The organism is Candidatus Epulonipiscium viviparus, assembly GCF_000171335.1.
Classification (GTDB): Bacteria; Bacillota; Clostridia; order Lachnospirales; family Cellulosilyticaceae; genus Epulonipiscioides; species Epulonipiscioides viviparus.
Genome location: NZ_ABEQ01000057.3, coordinates 1 through 21,389, shown reverse-complemented (window position 1 = coordinate 21,389; position 21,389 = coordinate 1). Strand labels below are relative to the sequence as shown.

Sequence of the window (21,389 nt, the reverse complement as noted above, 5' to 3'; positions counted from 1 at the left end):
CTTATAGTTAAGAGCACCAGAGAAAATCTATCAAGCTATGCTATAACTCCAGCAGGTGCAGAGCTCGCAAAGACCCACTTAGATAAAATTAAAAAAGATATTGTGGCAGAGATAAATCAATTTATTTCCGATAATTATATGAGCGCAAAAAATATTTTAGATGTAAGTGCAAGTTATATAAAAGAAAAAGAACATGAATATATCGTAAATTGTAAAATCGTAGAAAAAACTTCTACACTTATTGAATTAAATCTTAATGTAAGTACAAATAATATGGCTAACTCCATTTGTAATAATTTTAAGAATAACACTAATGAAATATATAGCGAGATTTTACATTTACTTATGAGAGGATGAAAAATTTATGGTACTTGCGTTAAACCATGTAAAAAAAAGTTTTGACGATGTCGATGTTCTAACTGATGTTCATTTTCACGCAGAACACATGGATAAAATTGCTGTAGTTGGCAATAATGGTGCTGGAAAAACCACACTATTTAAAATTATTATTGGTGAACTTACTCCCGACTCTGGAGAAGTTACGTATACCAAAAATTGTGTAATAGGATATCTGTCCCAACACATGCAAATCAACTCTAACAATACTGTGTTAGACGAATTGCTTAGTGTTTTTAATCATATTTTAGAAATGGAGCAAAAACTTACCCAAATGGAAGCAGAAATTTCTAAAACGCATTCTGTTGCTCTTACGCTTCAGTATGATCAGCTAAGGCAAAATTTTGAAGATCTAAAAGGTTATAAATATAAAAGTTTGGTAAAAGGTGTTCTTAAGGGATTAGGATTTGAGCAATCTGTGTATGAGCAACAAATCCACACCCTTTCTGGTGGTCAAAAAACTCGAGTTGCACTTGCTAAATTATTACTAGAAGAACCCTCTATATTATTGCTAGATGAGCCTACAAATCACCTCGATATTGCATCTATTGAATGGCTTGAAACCTTTTTGAAAAACTATAAAGGCACAGTTTTAATCATTTCACATGACAGATTCTTCTTAGACAAAGTGGCTAATAAGGTAATCCATATCGAATTTGGTAAAAGTCAGCTATATCATGGCAACTATGACAACTTTATTATCGAAAGCGCTAAGGCTCATGAAGTTTTGGTTAAAGCATATGAAAAGCAACAGCAAGCTATCAACAAGCAAAAGGCTGTTATTGCAAAACTTAAACAATTTAATAGAGAAAAGTCTATCAAGCGTGCAAGAAGTCGTGAAAAAGCTCTTGCTAAAATTGACCCTTTGGAAATGCCTATGATAGATAACAAGCCTATGAACCTTGTTTTGGCACCTAAAATAGATAGCGGCAAAGACGTTCTTGCTGTACGTGATTTGGGAGTTAGATTTGTTGGAAAAACCATTTTTACGAATATAAATTTTGATATAAAAAAAGGCGATAAAATCGCAATTGTTGGCCCCAATGGTGTTGGAAAAACCACTATGTTTAAAGTCATTTTGGAGCAGCTCAATGCATCTACAGGAATTGTTACCATCGGTACAAACGTTCATATAGGTTATTATGATCAAGAACAGCAGTCGTTGGATTTAACTAATACTATTGTAGAAGAACTACAACAAACATATCCCAATCTCAAAAATGGTGAAATTCGAAATGTATTAGCAGCCTTTTTATTTACTGGTGACGATGTGTTTAAGCAAATCAGCTCTCTAAGTGGAGGCGAAAAGGGACGCGTATCGCTTGCTAAAATTATGCTTTCATCTGCAAATTTTTTGCTATTAGATGAGCCTACAAACCACCTTGATATTATATCTAAAGAAGTATTAGAACGTGCTCTTAGTATATATCCTGGAACCATCTTATATATTTCACACGACCGATATTTTATAAATCAAACTGCTACTAAAATTTTAGAAATGGCCCCAGACTCTATGACACTATATCTTGGTGACTACGACTATTACCTCGAAAAGAAAAAAGAGCTAAGTCTAATCCGCCCACTAAATATGGTTGCAGCACAACCCGAACCTAGCAGCACTAATAAGCAAAACTGGCAAAAAAATAAGGAACTGCAAACCGAAATTCGTAAGCTAAATACCCAAATGACTAAAATAGAACTCAACATCGAACAAACCGAACAGGAAATATCCGATATAGATACAAAGCTTTGTTTGCCAGAATATTATTCTAACTTTGATAAACACGCCCCACTCTCTACTAGAAAACAAGCTCTAGAAACCCATTTAGCATTGCAGTATACAAAATTAGAAACACTAGACCAAGAGATCTCTATTCTCAAAGAAAAAACTTCTGTCTAATACAATTAGATCCTAACTCCTACTCTCCACGCAAGGGTAGGAATTTTTAAATTGCAGAAAATTATTGTATTTATTTATAAAGTAGATTATACTAATGAACATATTCCTTATTTTGGGAGGTTGTTTAATGAAATTTTTTAAGTCTCGTTTTTTCATACTTTTATGCATCTTTACCAGCTTACCTATTATTACCACTGGTGATGCCTTAGATGAATGGACCATCATTTTATCTAATTTAGAGTTACGTACTGCTCAAATTAATGCCGAACTGAGCAATATACAACATGCGATTTCAGAACTAGAARCCTCTTTTATTGGTCCTCCTCGAATTAACTACTCCGAAACACTAGCCGAATTAGAAGTCAAAGCGTATCAAAATTTACAAAAGTTAGAGGAAATCAAAAATGAATTACAAAATGTGTATCAAAATGTAAATGATCACGTTATTAATGCACAAATCGATTTGAATACTTCAACCGGTCTATCTAAAACTTATGGCGGAGACGAAATAAGTCTTACTTTACTCTCTCCTCCATACATCGTGGATGAACAAGTACTGTTTAGTATACGCGATATTGCGTATCTATTTAATATTGCAGAAGAGAATATTTCTTTTACACTAAAAGATGATATGGTTGACCAAATTACTATATTATATGATGAGATTGTATATAMGTTTAACATAGGAAATCGTGTATTTTATAAGGATGATGAAGCTCTGTCATTAAATGTTGCTCCTGTAATTACATATGGATATACTTATTTACCTATAGAAGATATTGCTATTCTTTTTGACTTTCTTATAACTGTTAATAACAATATTGTAAGCATTATTCGATAATATTAAGGTTGACAATGACCCTGCTTCTATGCTAGTATTTAGCAAGATTAAGTTAGATTGCCTTTTAGGCTTTGCAAACATTTATCAATCTTAAAGAGGCAATGAGAAAGCGACTAAACTTTTTCATTGCTTTTTTTTTTGCACAAATTTTATGAGAGGAAGTTTTTTGATGATTGACAGATTAATTACAAACATACAAGAGAAACAAAATCCCACCGTTGTAGGCCTCGACCCAACACTAGAAATGATTCCACATTTTATTAAAGAGCATTGCTTTAAGAAATGGGGTAAAACTCCCAAAGCTGTTAGCCGAATGTTTTATATGTTTAACAAAGAAATAATTGATCAAATTCATGATTTAGTTCCTGCAATCAAACCTCAAATTGCTATGTATGAAAAATATGGTCCCAATGGCATTAAAGCATATATCAAAACTATTGAATATGCCAAAAAGCATAACCTAGTTGTTATTGGAGATATAAAACGTGGTGATATCGCATCAACTGCTGCTGCATACGCTGCTCACATCGAAGGAGTAGATATAGACGGCGCATTTTTTGATATTTGGAAAGAAGATGCTGTTACGCTTAATCCCTATATGGGTTTTGATGGGATAGAACCGTTTATCAAAACTTGCGCAGACAAAGATAAAGGCCTATTTATTCTTGTTAAGACTAGTAATAAAAGCGGCGAAGAACTTCAAGATTTACAAGTAGGAGAAGAACCCGTTTATAATTTTACTGCAAACTTAGTTAAAGAATGGGGCAAAGATTTGATCGGTACGCATGGATATAGCAAAATCGGTGCGGTAGTTGGAGCAACCTACAAGGAACAAGGCGATTCATTGCGCCAGAGAATGCCTAATACGTTCTTTTTGGTACCTGGCTATGGAGCTCAAGGGGCAACCGCGGCAGACTTAAGCGGGTATTTTGATCACAACGGTATTGGTGCTATTGTAAATTCGTCTCGCGGAATTATAGCTGCATATAAATCACAAATTATTAGTGACAAACATTTTGCTCAGGCAGCAAGGTCGGCCGTTATTGCCATGCGTGATGACTTAAGAGGAGCGATAAAAATATGATGAAAGCACAGTTAATCTTAGAAAATGGGATGACTTTTGATTGCAAAGCATTTGGCTATATTAAAGAGACTATTGGAGAAGTAGTTTTTAATACCGGYATGACCGGATATCAAGAAATTTTAACAGACCCTTCATATTATGGTCAAATCGTTGTAATGACATATCCATTAATTGGAAATTACGGCATCAATCTTGATGATATGGAGTCTAAAAAAGCTATGGTTCGTGGATTTGTGGTTCGTGAAAAAAGTGACTATCCCAATAACTTTAGATGCGAACTCACTTTGGATGGTTATCTCAAGGAGCAAAAAGTTATCGGAATAGAAGGTCTCGATACCAGAGCACTGACAAAAATTTTGCGTGATTTCGGAACTATGAAAGGCATTATTTCTGTTAGAGAACTTACTCCTAGTCAAATCAAATTAAAAATGAATAGCTTTTCAAATTCTCATGCAGTCTCATCGGTTACCACTAATGATAAATACGAAATATCTGGTAATGGTCCACATATTGCAGTTATCGATTGCGGCACCAAACTTAATATCTTACGTGAATTTACCAAACGCGGATGCAAAATGACCGTCTTTCCTGCATTTGTATCAGCATCAGATATTTTAGCAGCTCATCCAGATGGAATCTTTATTTCAAACGGTCCTGCTGATCCTAAAGATATCCCTCAAGTTATTGCAACCATCAAAGAATTAATTGGAAAAAAACCCATCACTGGCATATGCTTAGGGCATCAACTTCTTGCATTAGCACTTGACGGAGATACAAATAAACTCAAGTTTGGACACCATGGTTGCAATCATCCTGTTCGAGATTTTATCTCAAACCGCGTATATATAACCTCTCAAAATCACAATTATCATATAGCCACACTTCCAACTGGCGCTGTCATTACCCACACAAATCTCAATGACCAAACTGTTGAAGGAATGTATTGCAAAGAGTTGGATATATATAGCGTCCAATTTCACCCAGAAGCTGCACCTGGACCCACTGATACAGAACACATTTTCGATGAATTTATAGACATTATTAAAGGAGGAAAGCTACAGTGCCAAGAGATTTAAGCATAAAAAAAGTACTTGTAATAGGATCTGGACCCATTGTAATAGGGCAAGCTGCAGAGTTTGACTATTCGGGGACTCAGGCATGTCAAGCAATTCGCGAAGAGGGAATCGAAGTAATTTTGGTAAATAGTAATCCTGCAACAATAATGACAGACAAAGAAGTTGCTGATAAAATATATATCGAACCTCTCAATGCGGCATTTATAGAAAAAGTTATTGCAAAAGAGAGACCCGACAGCCTTCTTGCAGGTGTTGGAGGGCAAACTGGACTAAATTTAGCAGTAGAGCTAAAYGACCTCGGAATATTGGAAAAATATAATGTTCGAGTAATTGGCACCCAGATCAGCGCAATAAAAGAAGGCGAGGACCGCGAAAGCTTTCGAAAATTGATGAATCGCATTAATCAGCCTGTTATTGAATCCAAAACTGTAGAAACTGTTGCCGACGCAATTACTTTTGCTCGAGAAATTGGCTATCCTGTCGTCGTTCGCCCAGCTTATACATTAGGAGGAACCGGCGGTGGCATTGCAGAAACTGAAGAAGAGCTTAGCGAAATTGCTAGCAGTGGCATTCACTTATCTCGAGTTAATCAAGTCCTAATCGAAAAGTGCATCAAAGGCTGGAAGGAAATTGAGTATGAGGTGATGCGCGACAACTATGGAACTGTAATTACAGTGTGTAACATGGAAAACATTGACCCTGTTGGCATCCACACTGGCGATAGCATCGTTGTTGCTCCGTCTCAAACTTTATCAGATAAAGAATACCAAATGTTGCGTCGAGCATCTCTTGATATTATTTCTGAGTGCGATATCCGAGGAGGGTGTAACGTACAAATAGCGCTTCATCCAGATAGCTTTGAATATGCCATCATCGAAATCAACCCTCGTGTTAGCCGCTCATCTGCACTAGCCTCAAAAGCAACCGGATACCCCATCGCCCGAGTTTCTGCCAAGATTGCCTTAGGCTACGGATTAGACGAAATTGAAAATGCGGTTACAGGCAAAACCTATGCATGCTTTGAGCCCACTCTAGATTATGTTGTGGTAAAAATTCCCAAATGGCCATTTGATAAATTCTACACTGCCACAAGAACTCTCGGTACAAAGATGATGGCAACAGGCGAAATTATGGCCATCGGAAATAACTTTGAAAGTGCTTTCTTAAAGGGGCTTCGTTCATTGGAAATAGGCCAGTTTAGCTTTTCTCATTCTAAGCTTAGTAAATGCTCACTCAATGAGCTTAAGCAAAAAGTTGTAATTGCAGATGACGAGAGAATCTTTGCATTGGCAGAAATGCTTCGACGCCATTATAGAAAAGAACAAGTCTGCAAAATTACTGGAATGGATATTTTCTTTGTAGAAAAATTTAGATGGATCGTCTTTCAAGAAGAAGCCTTAAAAACTATGGAATTTGAGGATCTAACACCAAATTATTTACGCAAACTTAAAAAACGTGGATTTGCCGACAAAGCCATCGCAGAATTTATTCAATATACCGAAGAATCGGTTGTAACAGAAGCTGACATTCGCGACCTCAGATTTAAGTGGGGCATAGTTCCAACCTATAAGATGGTTGATACTTGTGGTGCCGAGTTTGAAGCACAAACACCTTATTACTATTCGACCTACGATACCAACGATGAAGTTACTGTTAGCGACCGCGAAAAAGTAATGGTGCTAGGATCTGGACCTATTCGCATCGGGCAGGGCATTGAATTTGACTACTGCAGCGTCCATGCCATTATGGCCCTCAAGAAATGTGGCTACGAAACCATCATCATAAATAATAACCCAGAGACAGTGAGTACCGACTTTAATACGTCTGATAAATTATATTTTGAGCCTCTCACAGATGAGGATGTGTATCATATATTCTTAAAAGAAAAACCAAAGGGAGTTATCCTACAATTTGGTGGGCAGACTGCAATCAAACTTGCTAACTTTTGTGAAAAGATGAATATTCCGGTACTTGGAACACAGCCTCGCCAAGTGGATGAAGCAGAAGACCGTGAAAAATTCGATGAAGTCCTAGAAAAGCTTCATATAAAACGTCCTAAAGGAAAAGCGATTTGGAATGTTGCAGAAGGATTGGCTGTTGCATCAGAGCTTGATTATCCTGTACTAGTACGCCCTTCGTATGTGCTTGGGGGGCAAGGAATGGAAATAACCTTTGAGGAAACAGAGTTGCAGCGATATCTAGAAAATGCCTTCGATCGCGACAAAGAAAACCCAGTTTTAATCGACAGATATTTGATGGGACGCGAAATAGAAGTAGATGCGATTTGCGATGGAGAGGATATCCTAATACCCGGAATCATGGAGCATCTAGAGCGTGCAGGAATCCACTCTGGAGACAGCACCACCATGTACCCTAGCGTAAATATTTCTGCTGCAATCAAAGAAAAAATTATTAGCTGCACCAAACTTTTGGCAACAGAACTCAAAGTTTTAGGAATGATAAATATCCAATATATCGATTACAAAGACGATCTATATATTATAGAAGTAAACCCTCGCTCAAGCCGTACTGTTCCTTATATCTCAAAGGTTACAGAAGTGCCTATAATAGAACTTGCCACCAAAACAATCTTAGGACAAAAATTACGAGATTTAGGCTATGGCATCGATTTATATCCTGAGCCAAAAGATTTTTATGCAGTAAAAGTTCCCGTATTCTCTACTGAAAAATTACCTCAAGTTGAAGTCAGTCTTGGCCCAGAAATGAAATCCACTGGCGAGGTATTAGGCGTTGGCAAAACTCTAGAAGAAGCATTGTATAAGGGCTTTATAGCAGCCGGAAAAAAATTGCCTAACCGATGCGGAACTATCGTCGCTGCCATTCAACTGCATGATCAAGATGAATTCGTTGCAATAGCAAAAAGATTTGCTGATATCGGCTACACATTCATTGCCACCGAAGGAACTGCCCATAAATTAAAACTTGCAGGAATCGCAGTTCAAATTATTGATAATTGGTCTCCAGAAAATGTAGAGTTGTTAAATTTAATTAGAAGTGGTACAATAGACTTGCTTGTTAACACTCCAACAAAAGGCAATGACAAAGAACGTGACGGCTTTAAAATTCGAAGACTCGCAATCGAATCTTCAGTTCAAATTGTAACTTCTTTGGACACATTAGCTGCAATGGCCGACATAGCAGTTAAAGATGTTGATATAGATAAGGTGGAGATTTATAACTTAGGATTTTAATTTGTAGCGAAAGGAATGATCATTTTTATGAAAACATTAGTAGTTTACTATTCACGAAAAGGCAATACCAAACGCGTTGCCGAAGCTATAGCAAATGAATTAAGTGCAGAGTTATTTGAAATTAAACCTCTGAAAAAATATGGTTTTTTTAGCGCACTTTTTGCTAGTAAATCTCAAATTAAAAAGGGTGTCGCACCTCCTCTAGAAGATTCAAACGTTGAAATGAACAAATATAATGACGTTATAGTTGGCACTCCTGTTTGGTGGGGGTCTTTTGCACCTCCTGTTAGATCCTTCTTACGAAAACAAGATCTATCTCGCAAACCCGTTAGAATTTTTTGCACCTGTGGCGGCAAGCCCGGCAATGCCATCGAAGATTTAAAAAATTTTATTGGTGATCGCAATGTTAAAACTACTATGGAATTTAAGATGGGTAATAGAAAATTRAACCAAGAAAAATGGACTGCTATAGAAACCGCCGCTCGTGAATGGGCTAAAAAAAGATAGTAACAAAAAAAGCAGATTAACTTTGTGTTTTTGCACTTTGTTCATCTGCTATATTTTTGACTTATTTTCCATTAATTTTATCGATTTCTGCTTGCCAAATAGGCCACTGAGATTCTATAGATTCCATAACAGTTTTATTTCCCCACCTTCACATTGCTAGAAATAAACGTGGAGTAATCTGGAATTGCAACTGCTCGCGAGTCTCTATATAGCGGATAGTATGCTGCAAACCAATCATCTTCATATCCAGGCGCYGGATCTCTAATAAATGGCGAYGGCATCCAATGCTTTTTGAAATGTACTATTTTGTATAGTTCCATATTTTATCTAAACATATTTTGGCAATCGGTATATTTGGGCATCTATTACTTGACAATAACATATCTTGCTGCTACTATTATATATAATTTGTTCACAATATTCATATTAATTATACATACATTATTTATTTTTTTACTTGCTTCTGCAATATGAATATTTTTTTGAAAGGAGATATATATAATGGAATTAGCAAAAAGTATTCGATCCAAGAAAACCAAGCTCACTCCAGAACAAAAATTAAGACAAAAAGCAAAAACCAAGCTACTTGTGAAGAAAAATAAAATGCTATATTTATTTTTATTACCGGTTATAATCTATATTATTATCTTTAATTACTTGCCTCTATACGGTATACAAATAGCGTTCAAAAATTTTAATTCAGGTCTTGGCATTTGGGATAGTCCTTGGGTTGGTATGCAATGGTTTGAAATGTTTTTTAATTCACCTAGGGCTTGGACACTCATCAAAAATACTTTATCACTTAGCTTTTTCTCTATTGTAATCGGATTTCCCATTCCAATTATATTAGCGCTTATGCTTAATAGTTTAAAAAATGAACGATTTAAAAAATTTACTCAGACAGTAACGTATATGCCTCACTTTATTTCGGTCGTAGTATTGGTGGGCATGATTACTGCATTCTTATCCCCGCGCTCTGGTTTTATTGTAACGTTACTAGAGCCATTTCTCGGAGAAAGAATTTATTTTATGGGTGACGCACAATATTTTGATGCCATCTACGTCCTCTCCGGTGTTTGGCAAAGTGCAGGCTGGGGGTCCATTATATATATTGCAGCACTTTCTGGAGTAAGCCCCGAATTACATGAGGCAGCCATAATGGATGGTGCTACTCGATTTAAGCGTATTTTTTATATCGACTTGCCTTCTATTGTACCTACTATTATCATTTTATTAGTATTACGATGCGGATCATTGATGACAGTTGGCTTTGAAAAAGTTTTACTCCTTCAAAATAATCTCAACTTGTCACAATCGGAAGTTATTTCAACCTATACGTACAAGCTAGGTTTATTGCAAAGCCAATATAGCTATTCAACAGCAATTGGATTGTTTAATAATGTAATCAACTTCATTATCTTAATATTAGTGAACAGGTTTGCCAAAAAATTATCTGGCAGTAGCTTGTGGTAGAAGGTGAGTGATAACAATGGCACAAAATAATAATAAAATTAAAGACTCAACAGCAGATAAAATTTTTTATGCAATAGTTTATGTCATATTAGCAATTGTACTTGTGATTGTAATATATCCATTATATTTCGTGGTTGTTGCTTCGTTTTCTGATCCTGTATATGTTAATAGCGGTGAAATTTTACTCTATCCAAAAGGAATTACTTTTGTTGGCTATCAAAAAATATTAGAAGATACCAGAATTTGGCAAGGTTATCTTAATACAATTATATATACTATTGGCGGTACCATTTTTGGGCTATTAGTATGTATTCCGGCTGGATATTCTTTATCTAGAAAAGATTTGCCTTATAGAGGCGTTATTATGGCATTACTTGTGTTTACAATGTATTTTAGCGGAGGCCTAATCCCTACATATTTAGTAGTACACAATATAGGTCTTATGGGAACTCGTTTATTAATGATTATTATGGGTACAATTAGTGTCTACAATATAATTTTGATTAGATCCTTCTTTGGCAATTCTATTCCATTAGAGCTACAAGAATCTGCAGAAATTGATGGCTGCTCCAACGAAAAATTTTTTACCAGTATAGCGTTACCACTTGCTAAGCCCATCATTGCAGTTATTGCTTTGTATATTGCAGTTGCTCAATGGAATGCTTACTTTGCGCCTATGATTTATCTATCAGATTCCTCTAAGTATCCTCTTCAACTTGTACTAAGAGAAATTCTTGCCCAAACTAATACCGGAACTGAAATTACCGATCCAGAAGCACTGGAGCAATTAAATACTATGGCAGAAGTTATTAAATATGGTGTTATCATAGTTTCATCACTACCTGTAATATGTATTTATCCTCTAATTCAAAAATACTTTGTTAAAGGTGTAATGGTTGGCGCATTAAAAGGTTAAAAAATAATTGAAGTGTCGGCACCCAAATCGCTGACACTTTTTTATATTAAAAAGCCCCCCGTTGGTATCGAGGGAGCATAAAACTTAAATACCTGCTAGCGCATCATTAATTTGTGTTTCAAGTTCATCAGCATTAAGTCCATGATGCATACACGCTTCTTCTAAAGTTTCGCCTTGAGCTGAAGGACAGCCTAAGCAATGCATTCCAGAATTCATAAGAACCGGGATTACAACTTTGTCCACACTAAGAATTTCACTTATTGTCATAGTTTTAGATATCTGAGCCATTTTTTCATTCCTTTCTATATTCCATAATCGCTGTATATTATAAACTGTTTACTCAATTTTGACAAGGGGTAATTATAATTCATCATTCCAATCCATTCTATCTTGTAGCGGCTTTATAAATATTTTTAATATAAGCATTGTGAACATACACATCCATAAAATCATCAACAATGGTCGGAGAGCTTTTGAAGTTTTCGGAAAAACTGTTCCAATAATAATTCCAGTTATCACACAACAAGCCTTCAAAAAACTCACATCCATCAAGTCTAACTCAATTTCCATATCTTCCATTATTTTTAAATATTTATTCATACGATTCCTCCTTTTTATCATATTATTACTCAAAACTTCTTATATAATACATCTATAATATATCGTCGCATAACGACCACATTAAGGTATAAATATTTTGGATAAAAAATTTTATAATTGCAAATAATAGAAATAGTATGTATAATGGATCCTATAGCAACTACATCTAATTTCCTTTTTATCAAATTGAAGGAGGCATTAATATGTTAAACAAAGCAATGTGGATCATAGAAGGTAAAATTAAGCCAGGCAAAATTCAAGCTTATCTGGATATTATGAAAGAACGCATTGATATCGTGCAAAAAGAAGACGGTATTATTAATTATGAATGGGCTTTAGGAGAAGACGAAGAAAGCATTACTATTCGAGTAGAATATTCAGATTCTGCAACAGCACGTATGCACCTTATTAAACTAGCAAACTTTGCTGATCATTATTTAAAATTAATTGACTTAGAAAAAATTCTCGTATATAGTGACCTATCTCCAGACTTGAGGGATGCAATATCAAGCTTAAATCCTATATATATGAACTATATAGGAGGGTTTAGTAAATCTGAAGACGGTGTAGCCCAAGAAATAACATCTGAAATCACTAAAAACTAATACCCAAGTTTCAAAAAATTATTCACATACTACAAATACTTGATTACTATTACAACAAATTTTAATTTACGAAAGGAAATAACAATGTTAGATCATATCAATTTGACAGTACCAAATATTAATGAGACCGCAAAATTTTATACTGATGTACTAGGCTTTACAGTTACCGGAGATTTTAATACTCCAAGTGGCAGATTTTTATTTGTTTCCAAAGACGGAGTAACTTATGAAATTCTAGAAAATGCCACTTTAACAGCAGCAACAGTGGGTCATATAGCGCTTAAAAGCACCGATATCGAGGCAGATTATCAAGCATTAAAAGCTCAAAATGCTAAGCTTTTAGGACCTGTAAAACAAATAGATTTTATCTTTAATGGAGCTAAATTCTTTTTTGTAGAATCTCCATCAGGTGAACAAGTAGAGTATATTCAATTATTATAAATATTTGGAGGATGTTATGAACACTATTTTTACCCGACGAAGCGTACGTCAATTTAAAGATACAATCGTAGAAACAGAAAAGGTAACCCAAATTTTGAAAGCTGCAATGCAAGCACCATCTGCTATGAATCAACAGCCTTGGGAATTTATCGTTGTTACTGGACGCAAAAATCTCGATGCATTACAACCATTTGGACAATATACTACGCCCCTTTCCACTGCAACAGTCGCGATAGTGATAGTTTGCCCTAAAGATAAGTTGAAAGTTCCTGGTAAATGGGAACAAGATTTAGGAGCGGCAACACAAAACTTGATGCTAGAAGCCTGTGACTTAGGTTTAGGTAGCGTGTGGTTGGGTGTTACACCAGATGAGCCAAAAGTAGACTTTATACAAAAATTATATAATTTACCGTCTGAAAAAGTACCTTATTCTGTGGTCGCTCTTGGATATCCAGCTAAAGAAAATGCGAATGTATTTGTCGATAGATTCGATGAAAATAAAATAACTTATGTTAAATAAACTCTAGAGGAGACTTTCTCCTCTTTTTTGTGCATAAAATTATGTATAATTTCTTTCATATATGTCAACGCTAAATAATAAATATGTAAAGAACAGAAAGGATTTTTAATGAAAATTTTTCATACAAGTGATTGGCATATTGGCAAAGTAATTGGCAATATTTCTATGATAGAAGACCAAAGACATATACTTATGCAATTTATCGAATTAAGTAAACAAGAAAAACCAGATGTAATAATTATCTCTGGAGATATATATGATAGCCCTACACCATCAATTTCCGCTATAACTCTTTTAAATGAAATACTTACAGTTTTAGTAATGCAAATGAAAATATTTATATTTATTGTTCCTGGAGATCACGATAATACAATTCAACTTAAACTTGAATTACTAAAACAATCCAATTTATATCTAGCAACAAACAAATTATTTGAAAGAATACTATTTATCAAAGGCACAGAATTGTATCATTTTTATTTGGTACCGTTTATAGATCCGTTACTTATTCAGCATACAAACACTCACTCTAAAATATCTACTCCTGAGCAAGCTATGCAGTATATAATCTCAGAAATAAAAAAAACAATTGATTCTACTTCCAACAACATTTTAATTACTCATAATTTTGTTATAAATTATTCAAAAGCTAAACAATTCGCAGCAATGCCAAATATTGATGCAATAAATTATGAACTGTTTGCAGATTTTGACTATGTAGCACTGGGACATTTGCATAAACGAGCTTTTGTTGGTAGAAAAGAGGTGTGCTATTCGGGATCTATAGCAAAATATTCTTTTGCAGAAGAAAATCAAATAAAAGGGATAAACAAAATTACCATAAGTAATAAATATGTTCGTAATGAATATTTACCTTTACTAGCGCCAAAAGATTTTCAAACTTTTACAGATACATTAGATAATATATTACAAATAGGACAGGATTTTTATTTAAAACATGGTCATTATATCCAAAATTATATTCATGCTACATTAATAGATGAAGAGGAGCTATTACATCCTCTTGATCAACTTCGAACTGTGTTTCCGAATATTATATCTATAGATAAACCATTACTAAAACCAGCAAAAACAGAACCTTTGACCAACAACCTTGAAATTCAAACACCATCAGATTTATTTTTAGCATTTTATATACAATGCAGTAAAACTGAACTTACTGAAGAAAAACAAATTTGTATAAAAGATATTATAAATAACGTAATACAAGGAGGTGTTATTTATGAGACCAATTAAATTGGTAATGTCTGCTTTTGGTCCATTTAGAGAACAGGTAGAAATTGACTTTAATGGGCTAAAAAACAAAAATATATTTATGATTTCAGGACCTACAGGAGCAGGCAAAACTGTTATATTTGATGCTATTTCTTTTGCCTTATATGGAGAGGGTAGTGGTAACAACCGTAAAAATGAAGAACTTTTAATCAGCGATTATACAACAAATGGAATTTTAACTTTTGTTAATTTTGAATTCGAAATCAATAAAACAAATTATAAACTGATTAGATATCCTGAACAAAAAAATACGGAAAAAAAATGTGTATTATATATAGAAAACGAACAACCTATTACTGATATTTTAACAGTTACAGAAAAAATCGAAGAAATTTTAGGACTTTCTAAAGATCAATTTAAACAAATTGTTATGTTACCCCAAGGAGAATTTAACAAATTCTTGACAACTAATACTAAAGAAAAAATTGAAATTTTTAGAAAAATATTTGGAACGCAATTACATCATGCTATTCAAGAAGATTTTAAGAACAGAGCTTCACAATTAGAGCAAGAATATAAATTTTTAAACACTAGAATTACAGAATTAATTACAACTTTAGCATTTCCAGATTATATTACTGATACAGCAATAGCCATAGAATACGCACATGAATATCTACAAACTATTGCAAATGAAACAATACAACGTCAAGCTTGTAAAGAACAAGCCGAGGATCAATTACAAACATTATACGCAGAACAATCGTTAATACAAAATAATAATCAACTTCTTCTAAAACTTTCACAAGTCAACCAAGAACTAATTAAATTGCAGAATAAAAAAGTTGAAATGGAACAATTAGAGCTAAAGATTAATGCATTAGACACTATTAAAGAATTTTCAAATGATTATATATATATACAAAAAAGTACTGATGAATATAATCGTATGCTCTATGATTTATCAGAATATGAACAATTAAAATTAGAGTTAACCATAGAACTTAAAAATACTCAAATATTATTTGATGATTATGAACTAAAAGTTAGCAAACATGATGAATTAAAAATAAAAAGGAGAGAACTCGAAAAATTAATTCCAAAAATTACACATTCCGAAAATTTAAAAGAAAAACTAAACAAACTTACCACATTGATCAACGAAAAAGAACAACAAAAAACTACAATAACTACAAAATTTGAAGAAAATAAGAACCAAATAACTCAAATTAATGAAACGCTTAAAAGTTTCAGTTATATTGAACTAGACAAAGTAAAAGCAGAAGCATTAAAAATACAAACACTTTCAAAGTATAATAGTCTTAAAACTTTATATACAGACTGTAAGTCATATGAAGCTGCAATAGTTGAACATAAAAATATGACTACTRATTATATATCAAAAAACAAAAATTTTGAAAAATTAAAAACGGATTATGAAATTTCAGAAAAAATCTATTATAATGAGCAAGCTGGAATTTTGGCTATGAGCTTACAAAATGGCATCTCCTGCCCAGTCTGCGGTTCTACTGCTCATCCAAGTCCAGCAACAGTTAAAACTGCTATTACAATCCCCACCAAAATACAAATAGATGCGATGAAAAAAACACTTGAAACAGCACGAATAGAAAACAATGAATTAAGAGACCAATTAATAGAATTAAATACTAATCTACAAGTTATGCTATCAAATATAGAGTTACAGTTATTTTTATTAAAAGAACCTAAATATAGCAATCAAACACTAAATACAATATATGATTTAGTCCATTCAACACACAATGAGTGCCTAGAAATTGATAAAACCTTAGACTTATTAAATACTCAAATGATAGAAGTAAAAAACAAAACATTACAACTACAAACTTTAACTACTCACTTTACACAATATGATAAAGAATTAATAACCATAAATCAAACATTGCAACAAATGGCAATTAAAAAAACAAAAATTCAAACAGAATTAAACCTTTTACTAAATAGTGATGTCCCCATTTTCTTAGAAGAACTGCAAACTAAACTTGATTCTATAAATATATTATTAACTACAGAACAACAACTTTATGAAGAATACAAGGAAAACTTCACCAACATTACAAAACAAATTTTAACTCTTGATACTCAGATACAAAGTCAAAATGACTATCTTACAACATTAAAATCCAAAATAGATTCTCAACATGAGCATCTTTCAAAAAATTTAGCTGAGCATCATATATCTGAAGATATTTTTGAAACATTATTACCAGAATTATCTTTTAAAGACATGTGGGTTACTCGTCTTAATCAATATACTTCTCAGTATACTGAATTATCAGCGACAGCACAAGAACTTACAAAGCAGCTTGAAAATATAACTTATATGGACTTAAAGGTGCTTGTTAAAAAAATTCATAAAGGTGAATATCTTAAAAAATATTTAGATCAACAAATAACTGATTTAATTAAAGATGAGACTTCAAAAAAATTACTTTTATCAGAACTTGAAAGTTTACATGATAAATTTAAACAATTAGAAAAAAAATACAAATTAATAAGCGAAATTGGAGACATCGCAAATGGCAAAAACAGTTTTTATATTTCTTATGAAACTTTCGTTATTGGAACATACTTTGAAGAAATAATTGATGCTGCAAATATCAGATTAAAGCAATTGACAGCAAACAGATTTACTTTAAATAGACAAAAAGAAATCGTTAAAGGCAGAAACAACCAGGGCCTTGAGCTAACTGTATTTGATAAATACACTCACTCCACGAGAGATGCCACAACTCTTTCCGGAGGAGAAAGCTTTCAAGCATCCTTGTCTCTTGCATTAGGATTATCAGATGTAATTCAGACAAAATCTAAAGGTATTAAACTAGATATGATGTTTATAGATGAAGGTTTTGGAACATTGGATTCTGAGACACTTGGAGTAGCTGTTGATACACTTATGGAACTTAAGCAAGATGAACGACTAATTGGTATCATATCACATGTTGAAGAACTTAAAAATAAAATTTCTACCCAACTCGAGGTGATTCCTACAAATAACGGAAGTAGTGTTAAATGGTTAAATATATAGTCACTTTATTATGCGTACTGAAAAGTTACGCATTTTTTATACAAAAATTTAGAAATTTAGCAATTAAAAAATTTTAAAAATTTAGCAATTAAATTTATAGACTGGGCAATACTAACATGAAAGGAGAAAACTAATGTCTACATTTTTTTTAATACTTAATATAAGCTTATTTAGTTGTTATTTATTATTTATTATAATGCAGCTTTCATATTTTAGAAGACTGAATTATAGCGTATTGATTTATACAAATACTAAAATATATAAAACAGAAACTCAAACTAAATTTATAAGACAATTAATAGAAGATTATAGTAATATAACAAGTCAAAATGCTGGCGAGATTGATATATATATTAGACAACGAATTCAAAGAGATTATATTGGAAAATTTAGATTTAGTATCGTCGAAAATGGCATTACTAAGCTTAGAAGATTGAGTTATTTAGTTGTTGCTCTAAATGTAGTTTGGTATGTATATTCAAATAAAGATTCTTTATTTCTTATACTAAATTTGATAATTTTTTTTATTGTAATTATTATTGGCATCCTAACTAGCTTAAAAAAACGCAAAAATGATATTATACTAATATTAAAAGATTATATTTTAAACCAATATCCTCTGGAAACTTTGCAAAATTCTCAAACAGAACTTAATAAACAACTGGAATTAGAAAATGCACGGCTCAAAGAGTCTTTGGAAATAAAAATCTTAACTATTGCACAACAAAATAAGAAAATTGCTCAACTAGAAGATAGGATTAGTCTAGATGAAGAATATTTTCAAGCAAGCCATAATTTTGAAGAAGAAAAAAGTCAAAATATTATCCCAGATTTAAATGATGAAGATATCACAAAATTTTTAGAAGAATTTGGTATTTAAAATCAAAAATTGTGCATACTAATTATTGATTCATCAATTTATAATTTTTTAGGAGGCAACAATGATTTCATTAGATATAAAAAAAACAGGCATCACCGTAGAAGAATTTTCAAATATTAAACCTCAAATCAATCTCGCTCACGAGATTTTACACGAAGGAACTGGCTCAGGATCTGATTTTTTAGGCTGGATTAACCTTCCTGTCGATTATGACAAATCGGAATTTGAGAGAATAAAAAATGCTTCTGCCAAAATTCGTGATAACAGCGATGTATTGATCGTAATCGGTATAGGTGGATCATACCTTGGAGCACGCGCTTGTATCGAAGCATTAACTCACCAATTTTATAATTCATTAACTAAGGACCAACGCAAAGGGCCAGAAATTTATTTTGTTGGAAACAATATTTCAGGAACATATTTAACACAACTTTTAGATRTRTGCAAAGACAAAGATGTAAGTGTTAATGTAATCTCTAAGTCTGGAACTACAACTGAACCTGCTATAGCATTTAGAGTATTTAAGAAGTTTTTAGAGGAAAAATATGGCAAATCAGGTGCTAAAGAAAGAATTTTTGCAACAACGGACAAAGCAAGAGGAGCATTATTAACTTTATCCAAAGAAGAAGGCTATGAAACTTTTGTGATCCCAGATGATGTTGGTGGACGCTTTAGCGTATTAACAGCCGTCGGACTATTACCTATCGCAACAAGCGGAGTCGATATCGATGCACTTATGAACGGTGCCGCAGCTGGACGCGAAGAATACAGCAATCCAGATTTATTCAACAACGAAGCCTACAAATACGCTGCCGCAAGAAATATATTGCTAAAAAAAGGTAAAAATGTTGAGCTAATAGTAAATTATGAGCCAGCTCTTCTATACTTTGGAGAATGGTGGAAACAACTATATGGCGAAAGCGAAGGTAAAGATCTAAAAGGAATTTATCCTTCTTCTGCAAACTTTTCAACAGACCTTCATTCAATAGGGCAATATATCCAAGATGGTGGACGCTTTTTATTTGAAACTGTAATCAACGTTGGAACTCCACGTGAAGATATCACTTTAGAAGCAGCTGAAAATGACTTAGATGGACTTAATTATCTTGCTGGCAAAACTATGGACTTTGTAAACAAAAAAGCATTTGAAGGTACCTTACTGGCGCATGTAGATGGCGGAGTTCCAAATATGATACTAAATATTGAAAAATTAGATGCCTTTGGATTGGGCAAAATGATTTATTTCTTTGAGAAAGCATGTGGAATTAGTGGATACCTACTAGGTGTAAATCCATTTGATCAACCTGGRGTRGAAGAGTATAAACGCAATATGTTTGCATTACTTGGAAAAGTAGGATACGAAGATCTACAAGCAACATTAAAAGCAAGAATAGCAGAATAAACAAATAAAGGACTTGTTCATAGCAAGTCCTTTTCTATAATATYCAATACATATCCCCAGTAGATTACCTTAATTCRTCAAAATYATTTTACAAAAAATGGATAATGGTGTATAATTAATTTGTATTAAGACGAAAGGAGTATGTATTATGCTAAGAGGATTTTTATATTTATTAGTTGGATTATGTTCAACTACAATAGGAGCAATTTCAGGTTTAGGAGGAGGCGTCATCATAAAACCCGTGTTAGATGCATTAGGGCAATATGATATGGCGACTATTGGAATTTTATCTGGATGCACATTGATCGCTATGTCGATAGTATCTCTTACAAAAAAATTTATATCGGGTGTAAAATTTGAGTACATAAAGTTGATATCACTTTCTGTTGGAGCCATTTTAGGAGGATTTGTCGGTAAAGCCGCATTTCAAAACTTCGAAAAAATAATTCCAGTAGATACAGCAAAAATCATTCAATCTATATGTTTAGCATTACTTATGATTGTAATTTTGCTATTTAGCATCTATAAATCCAAAATCAAAACTTTTAATGTTACAAATCCTATTATATGTTTAATAGCAGGATTAATTTTGGGAAGTGTTGCAGTATTTTTGGGCATTGGTGGGGGTCCTATCAATGTAGCAGTAATAATCATTCTCTTTTCTTGTGACGCAAAAGATGCGGCTATCTATTCTATTTTTACGATCTTCTTCTCTCAAACTACAACCATTTTAACTACACTATTCACCACAGGCTTTGAACCATATAACTTAGAAGTTTTAGGTTTTATGATTGTTGGAGGAGTATTAGGAGGATTTTTAGGTGATAAAATTAGTACAAAACTATCTAATAGACAAGTGGAAAAACTATTTAATATTACCATGGCAGCAATAATTGCTATTAATATATTTAATGTTTTCAAAGTTGCATTATTTTAAAATATATAAAAAAAAGACCATGACAAAACTTCATGGTCTTTTCTTATATCACAGTATTAAGCCTTTTTAGCTTGAGCTACAACAGTTTTAAGCGCATCTAACGCTTCTGCTGGAAGTTTATCAAAGCCACCTTTTTCAGTATCGCGAGACTCGATATATTTCATTCTATCTTCCATTCTAGCTTGCAATTGCTCTAAATAAGCTTTATCTTTAAGGTCTGGAACATATCCATCTACTTCATAAATTTCGATGTCAGAGAAAGGTCCCCAAGGTTTGAACTTCGCAGTACCTTCTAC

The 21,389-nt window shown here is 33.2% G+C and carries 19 protein-coding genes and 1 pseudogene; 17 read left to right on the top strand and 3 right to left on the bottom strand.

All coding sequences use genetic code 11. The features are described 5' to 3' along the window. From EPU_RS12800 to EPU_RS08490, 9 genes are all read left to right on the top strand, one after another. The coding region (locus EPU_RS12800) for a DUF4364 family protein (RefSeq protein WP_010168455.1) at nucleotides 1-357 on the top strand (357 nt) is incomplete at its 5' end. A 7-nt stretch (nucleotides 358-364) separates the two neighbouring features. Beyond that, complete coding sequence (locus EPU_RS08530; RefSeq protein WP_010168454.1) at nucleotides 365-2,296, top strand: ABC-F family ATP-binding cassette domain-containing protein; 1,932 nt, start codon at nucleotides 365-367, stop codon at nucleotides 2,294-2,296. A gap of 127 nt (nucleotides 2,297-2,423) precedes the next feature. Beyond that, nucleotides 2,424-3,137, top strand: coding sequence for a stalk domain-containing protein (locus EPU_RS08525; protein ID WP_010168453.1), 714 nt, complete (start codon nucleotides 2,424-2,426; stop codon nucleotides 3,135-3,137). Between the two features lie 169 nt (nucleotides 3,138-3,306). After that, on the top strand, nucleotides 3,307-4,221 hold the full coding sequence (pyrF, locus tag EPU_RS08520; RefSeq protein ID WP_010168452.1) for an orotidine-5'-phosphate decarboxylase: 915 nt from the start codon (nucleotides 3,307-3,309) through the stop codon (nucleotides 4,219-4,221). Further along, nucleotides 4,221-5,297: a glutamine-hydrolyzing carbamoyl-phosphate synthase small subunit gene (gene carA / locus EPU_RS12055; RefSeq protein WP_044149901.1), complete on the top strand. Its 1,077-nt coding sequence runs from the start codon at nucleotides 4,221-4,223 to the stop codon at nucleotides 5,295-5,297. Before pyrF ends, carA begins: the two co-directional genes overlap by 1 nt. Continuing rightward, entirely contained in the window at nucleotides 5,282-8,509 is a 3,228-nt protein-coding gene (carB, locus tag EPU_RS08510) for a carbamoyl-phosphate synthase large subunit (protein WP_029488267.1), read from the top strand. Before carA ends, carB begins: the two co-directional genes overlap by 16 nt. 27 nt (nucleotides 8,510-8,536) lie before the next feature. Continuing rightward, nucleotides 8,537-9,016, top strand: coding sequence for a flavodoxin family protein (locus EPU_RS12050; RefSeq protein ID WP_052296494.1), 480 nt, complete (start codon nucleotides 8,537-8,539; stop codon nucleotides 9,014-9,016). Nucleotides 9,017-9,517: 501 nt separating this feature from the next. Then, nucleotides 9,518-10,489 carry an ABC transporter permease gene (locus EPU_RS08495; RefSeq protein WP_010168442.1) on the top strand — a complete coding sequence of 324 codons (972 nt, stop codon included), beginning with the start codon at nucleotides 9,518-9,520 and terminating at the stop codon, nucleotides 10,487-10,489. Nucleotides 10,490-10,505: 16 nt separating this feature from the next. Continuing rightward, the gene (locus tag EPU_RS08490) at nucleotides 10,506-11,405 is read left to right on the top strand and encodes a carbohydrate ABC transporter permease (RefSeq protein WP_010168440.1); all 900 of its coding nucleotides are present in this window, start codon (nucleotides 10,506-10,508) and stop codon (nucleotides 11,403-11,405) included. An 84-nt stretch (nucleotides 11,406-11,489) separates the two neighbouring features. Here EPU_RS08490 and EPU_RS08485 read toward each other — a convergent pair whose 3' ends face one another. Together EPU_RS08485 and EPU_RS08480 are read right to left on the bottom strand one after the other, a co-directional pair. Further along, nucleotides 11,490-11,693, bottom strand: a complete 204-nt coding sequence (locus EPU_RS08485; RefSeq protein ID WP_010168438.1) for a DUF1858 domain-containing protein — start codon at nucleotides 11,691-11,693, stop codon at nucleotides 11,490-11,492. Between the two features lie 72 nt (nucleotides 11,694-11,765). After that, complete coding sequence (locus EPU_RS08480) at nucleotides 11,766-12,005, bottom strand: hypothetical protein (RefSeq protein WP_010168436.1); 240 nt, start codon at nucleotides 12,003-12,005, stop codon at nucleotides 11,766-11,768. Nucleotides 12,006-12,208: 203 nt separating this feature from the next. Here EPU_RS08480 and EPU_RS08475 point away from each other — a divergent pair, with 203 nt between their 5' ends. The 8 genes from EPU_RS08475 (at nucleotide 12,209) to EPU_RS08440 (ending at nucleotide 21,093) form a co-directional block, all read left to right on the top strand. Continuing rightward, on the top strand, nucleotides 12,209-12,610 hold the full coding sequence (locus tag EPU_RS08475; RefSeq protein ID WP_010168434.1) for a putative quinol monooxygenase: 402 nt from the start codon (nucleotides 12,209-12,211) through the stop codon (nucleotides 12,608-12,610). An 84-nt stretch (nucleotides 12,611-12,694) separates the two neighbouring features. Beyond that, nucleotides 12,695-13,051 (top strand): VOC family protein, encoded by a 357-nt coding sequence (locus EPU_RS12045; RefSeq protein WP_010168432.1) that lies wholly within the window; start codon nucleotides 12,695-12,697, stop codon nucleotides 13,049-13,051. A gap of 16 nt (nucleotides 13,052-13,067) precedes the next feature. After that, complete coding sequence (locus EPU_RS08465) at nucleotides 13,068-13,571, top strand: nitroreductase family protein (protein WP_010168431.1); 504 nt, start codon at nucleotides 13,068-13,070, stop codon at nucleotides 13,569-13,571. Nucleotides 13,572-13,679: 108 nt separating this feature from the next. Next, on the top strand, nucleotides 13,680-14,828 hold the full coding sequence (locus tag EPU_RS08460; RefSeq protein ID WP_010168430.1) for an exonuclease SbcCD subunit D: 1,149 nt from the start codon (nucleotides 13,680-13,682) through the stop codon (nucleotides 14,826-14,828). Next, the gene (locus EPU_RS08455) at nucleotides 14,815-17,874 is read left to right on the top strand and encodes an AAA family ATPase (protein ID WP_029488266.1); all 3,060 of its coding nucleotides are present in this window, start codon (nucleotides 14,815-14,817) and stop codon (nucleotides 17,872-17,874) included. Before EPU_RS08460 ends, EPU_RS08455 begins: the two co-directional genes overlap by 14 nt. A 133-nt stretch (nucleotides 17,875-18,007) precedes the next feature. Next, nucleotides 18,008-18,754 carry a hypothetical protein gene (locus EPU_RS08450; protein ID WP_010168423.1) on the top strand — a complete coding sequence of 249 codons (747 nt, stop codon included), beginning with the start codon at nucleotides 18,008-18,010 and terminating at the stop codon, nucleotides 18,752-18,754. A gap of 61 nt (nucleotides 18,755-18,815) precedes the next feature. Continuing rightward, nucleotides 18,816-20,156: a glucose-6-phosphate isomerase gene (locus EPU_RS08445; RefSeq protein WP_010168417.1), complete on the top strand. Its 1,341-nt coding sequence runs from the start codon at nucleotides 18,816-18,818 to the stop codon at nucleotides 20,154-20,156. A 148-nt stretch (nucleotides 20,157-20,304) separates the two neighbouring features. Further along, nucleotides 20,305-21,093, top strand: coding sequence for a sulfite exporter TauE/SafE family protein (locus EPU_RS08440; protein ID WP_010168416.1), 789 nt, complete (start codon nucleotides 20,305-20,307; stop codon nucleotides 21,091-21,093). Between the two features lie 56 nt (nucleotides 21,094-21,149). Here the strand turns inward: EPU_RS08440 and EPU_RS13955 are convergent. Then, nucleotides 21,150-21,389, bottom strand: a pseudogene (locus tag EPU_RS13955) (phosphoenolpyruvate carboxykinase (ATP)); the annotation flags it as partial.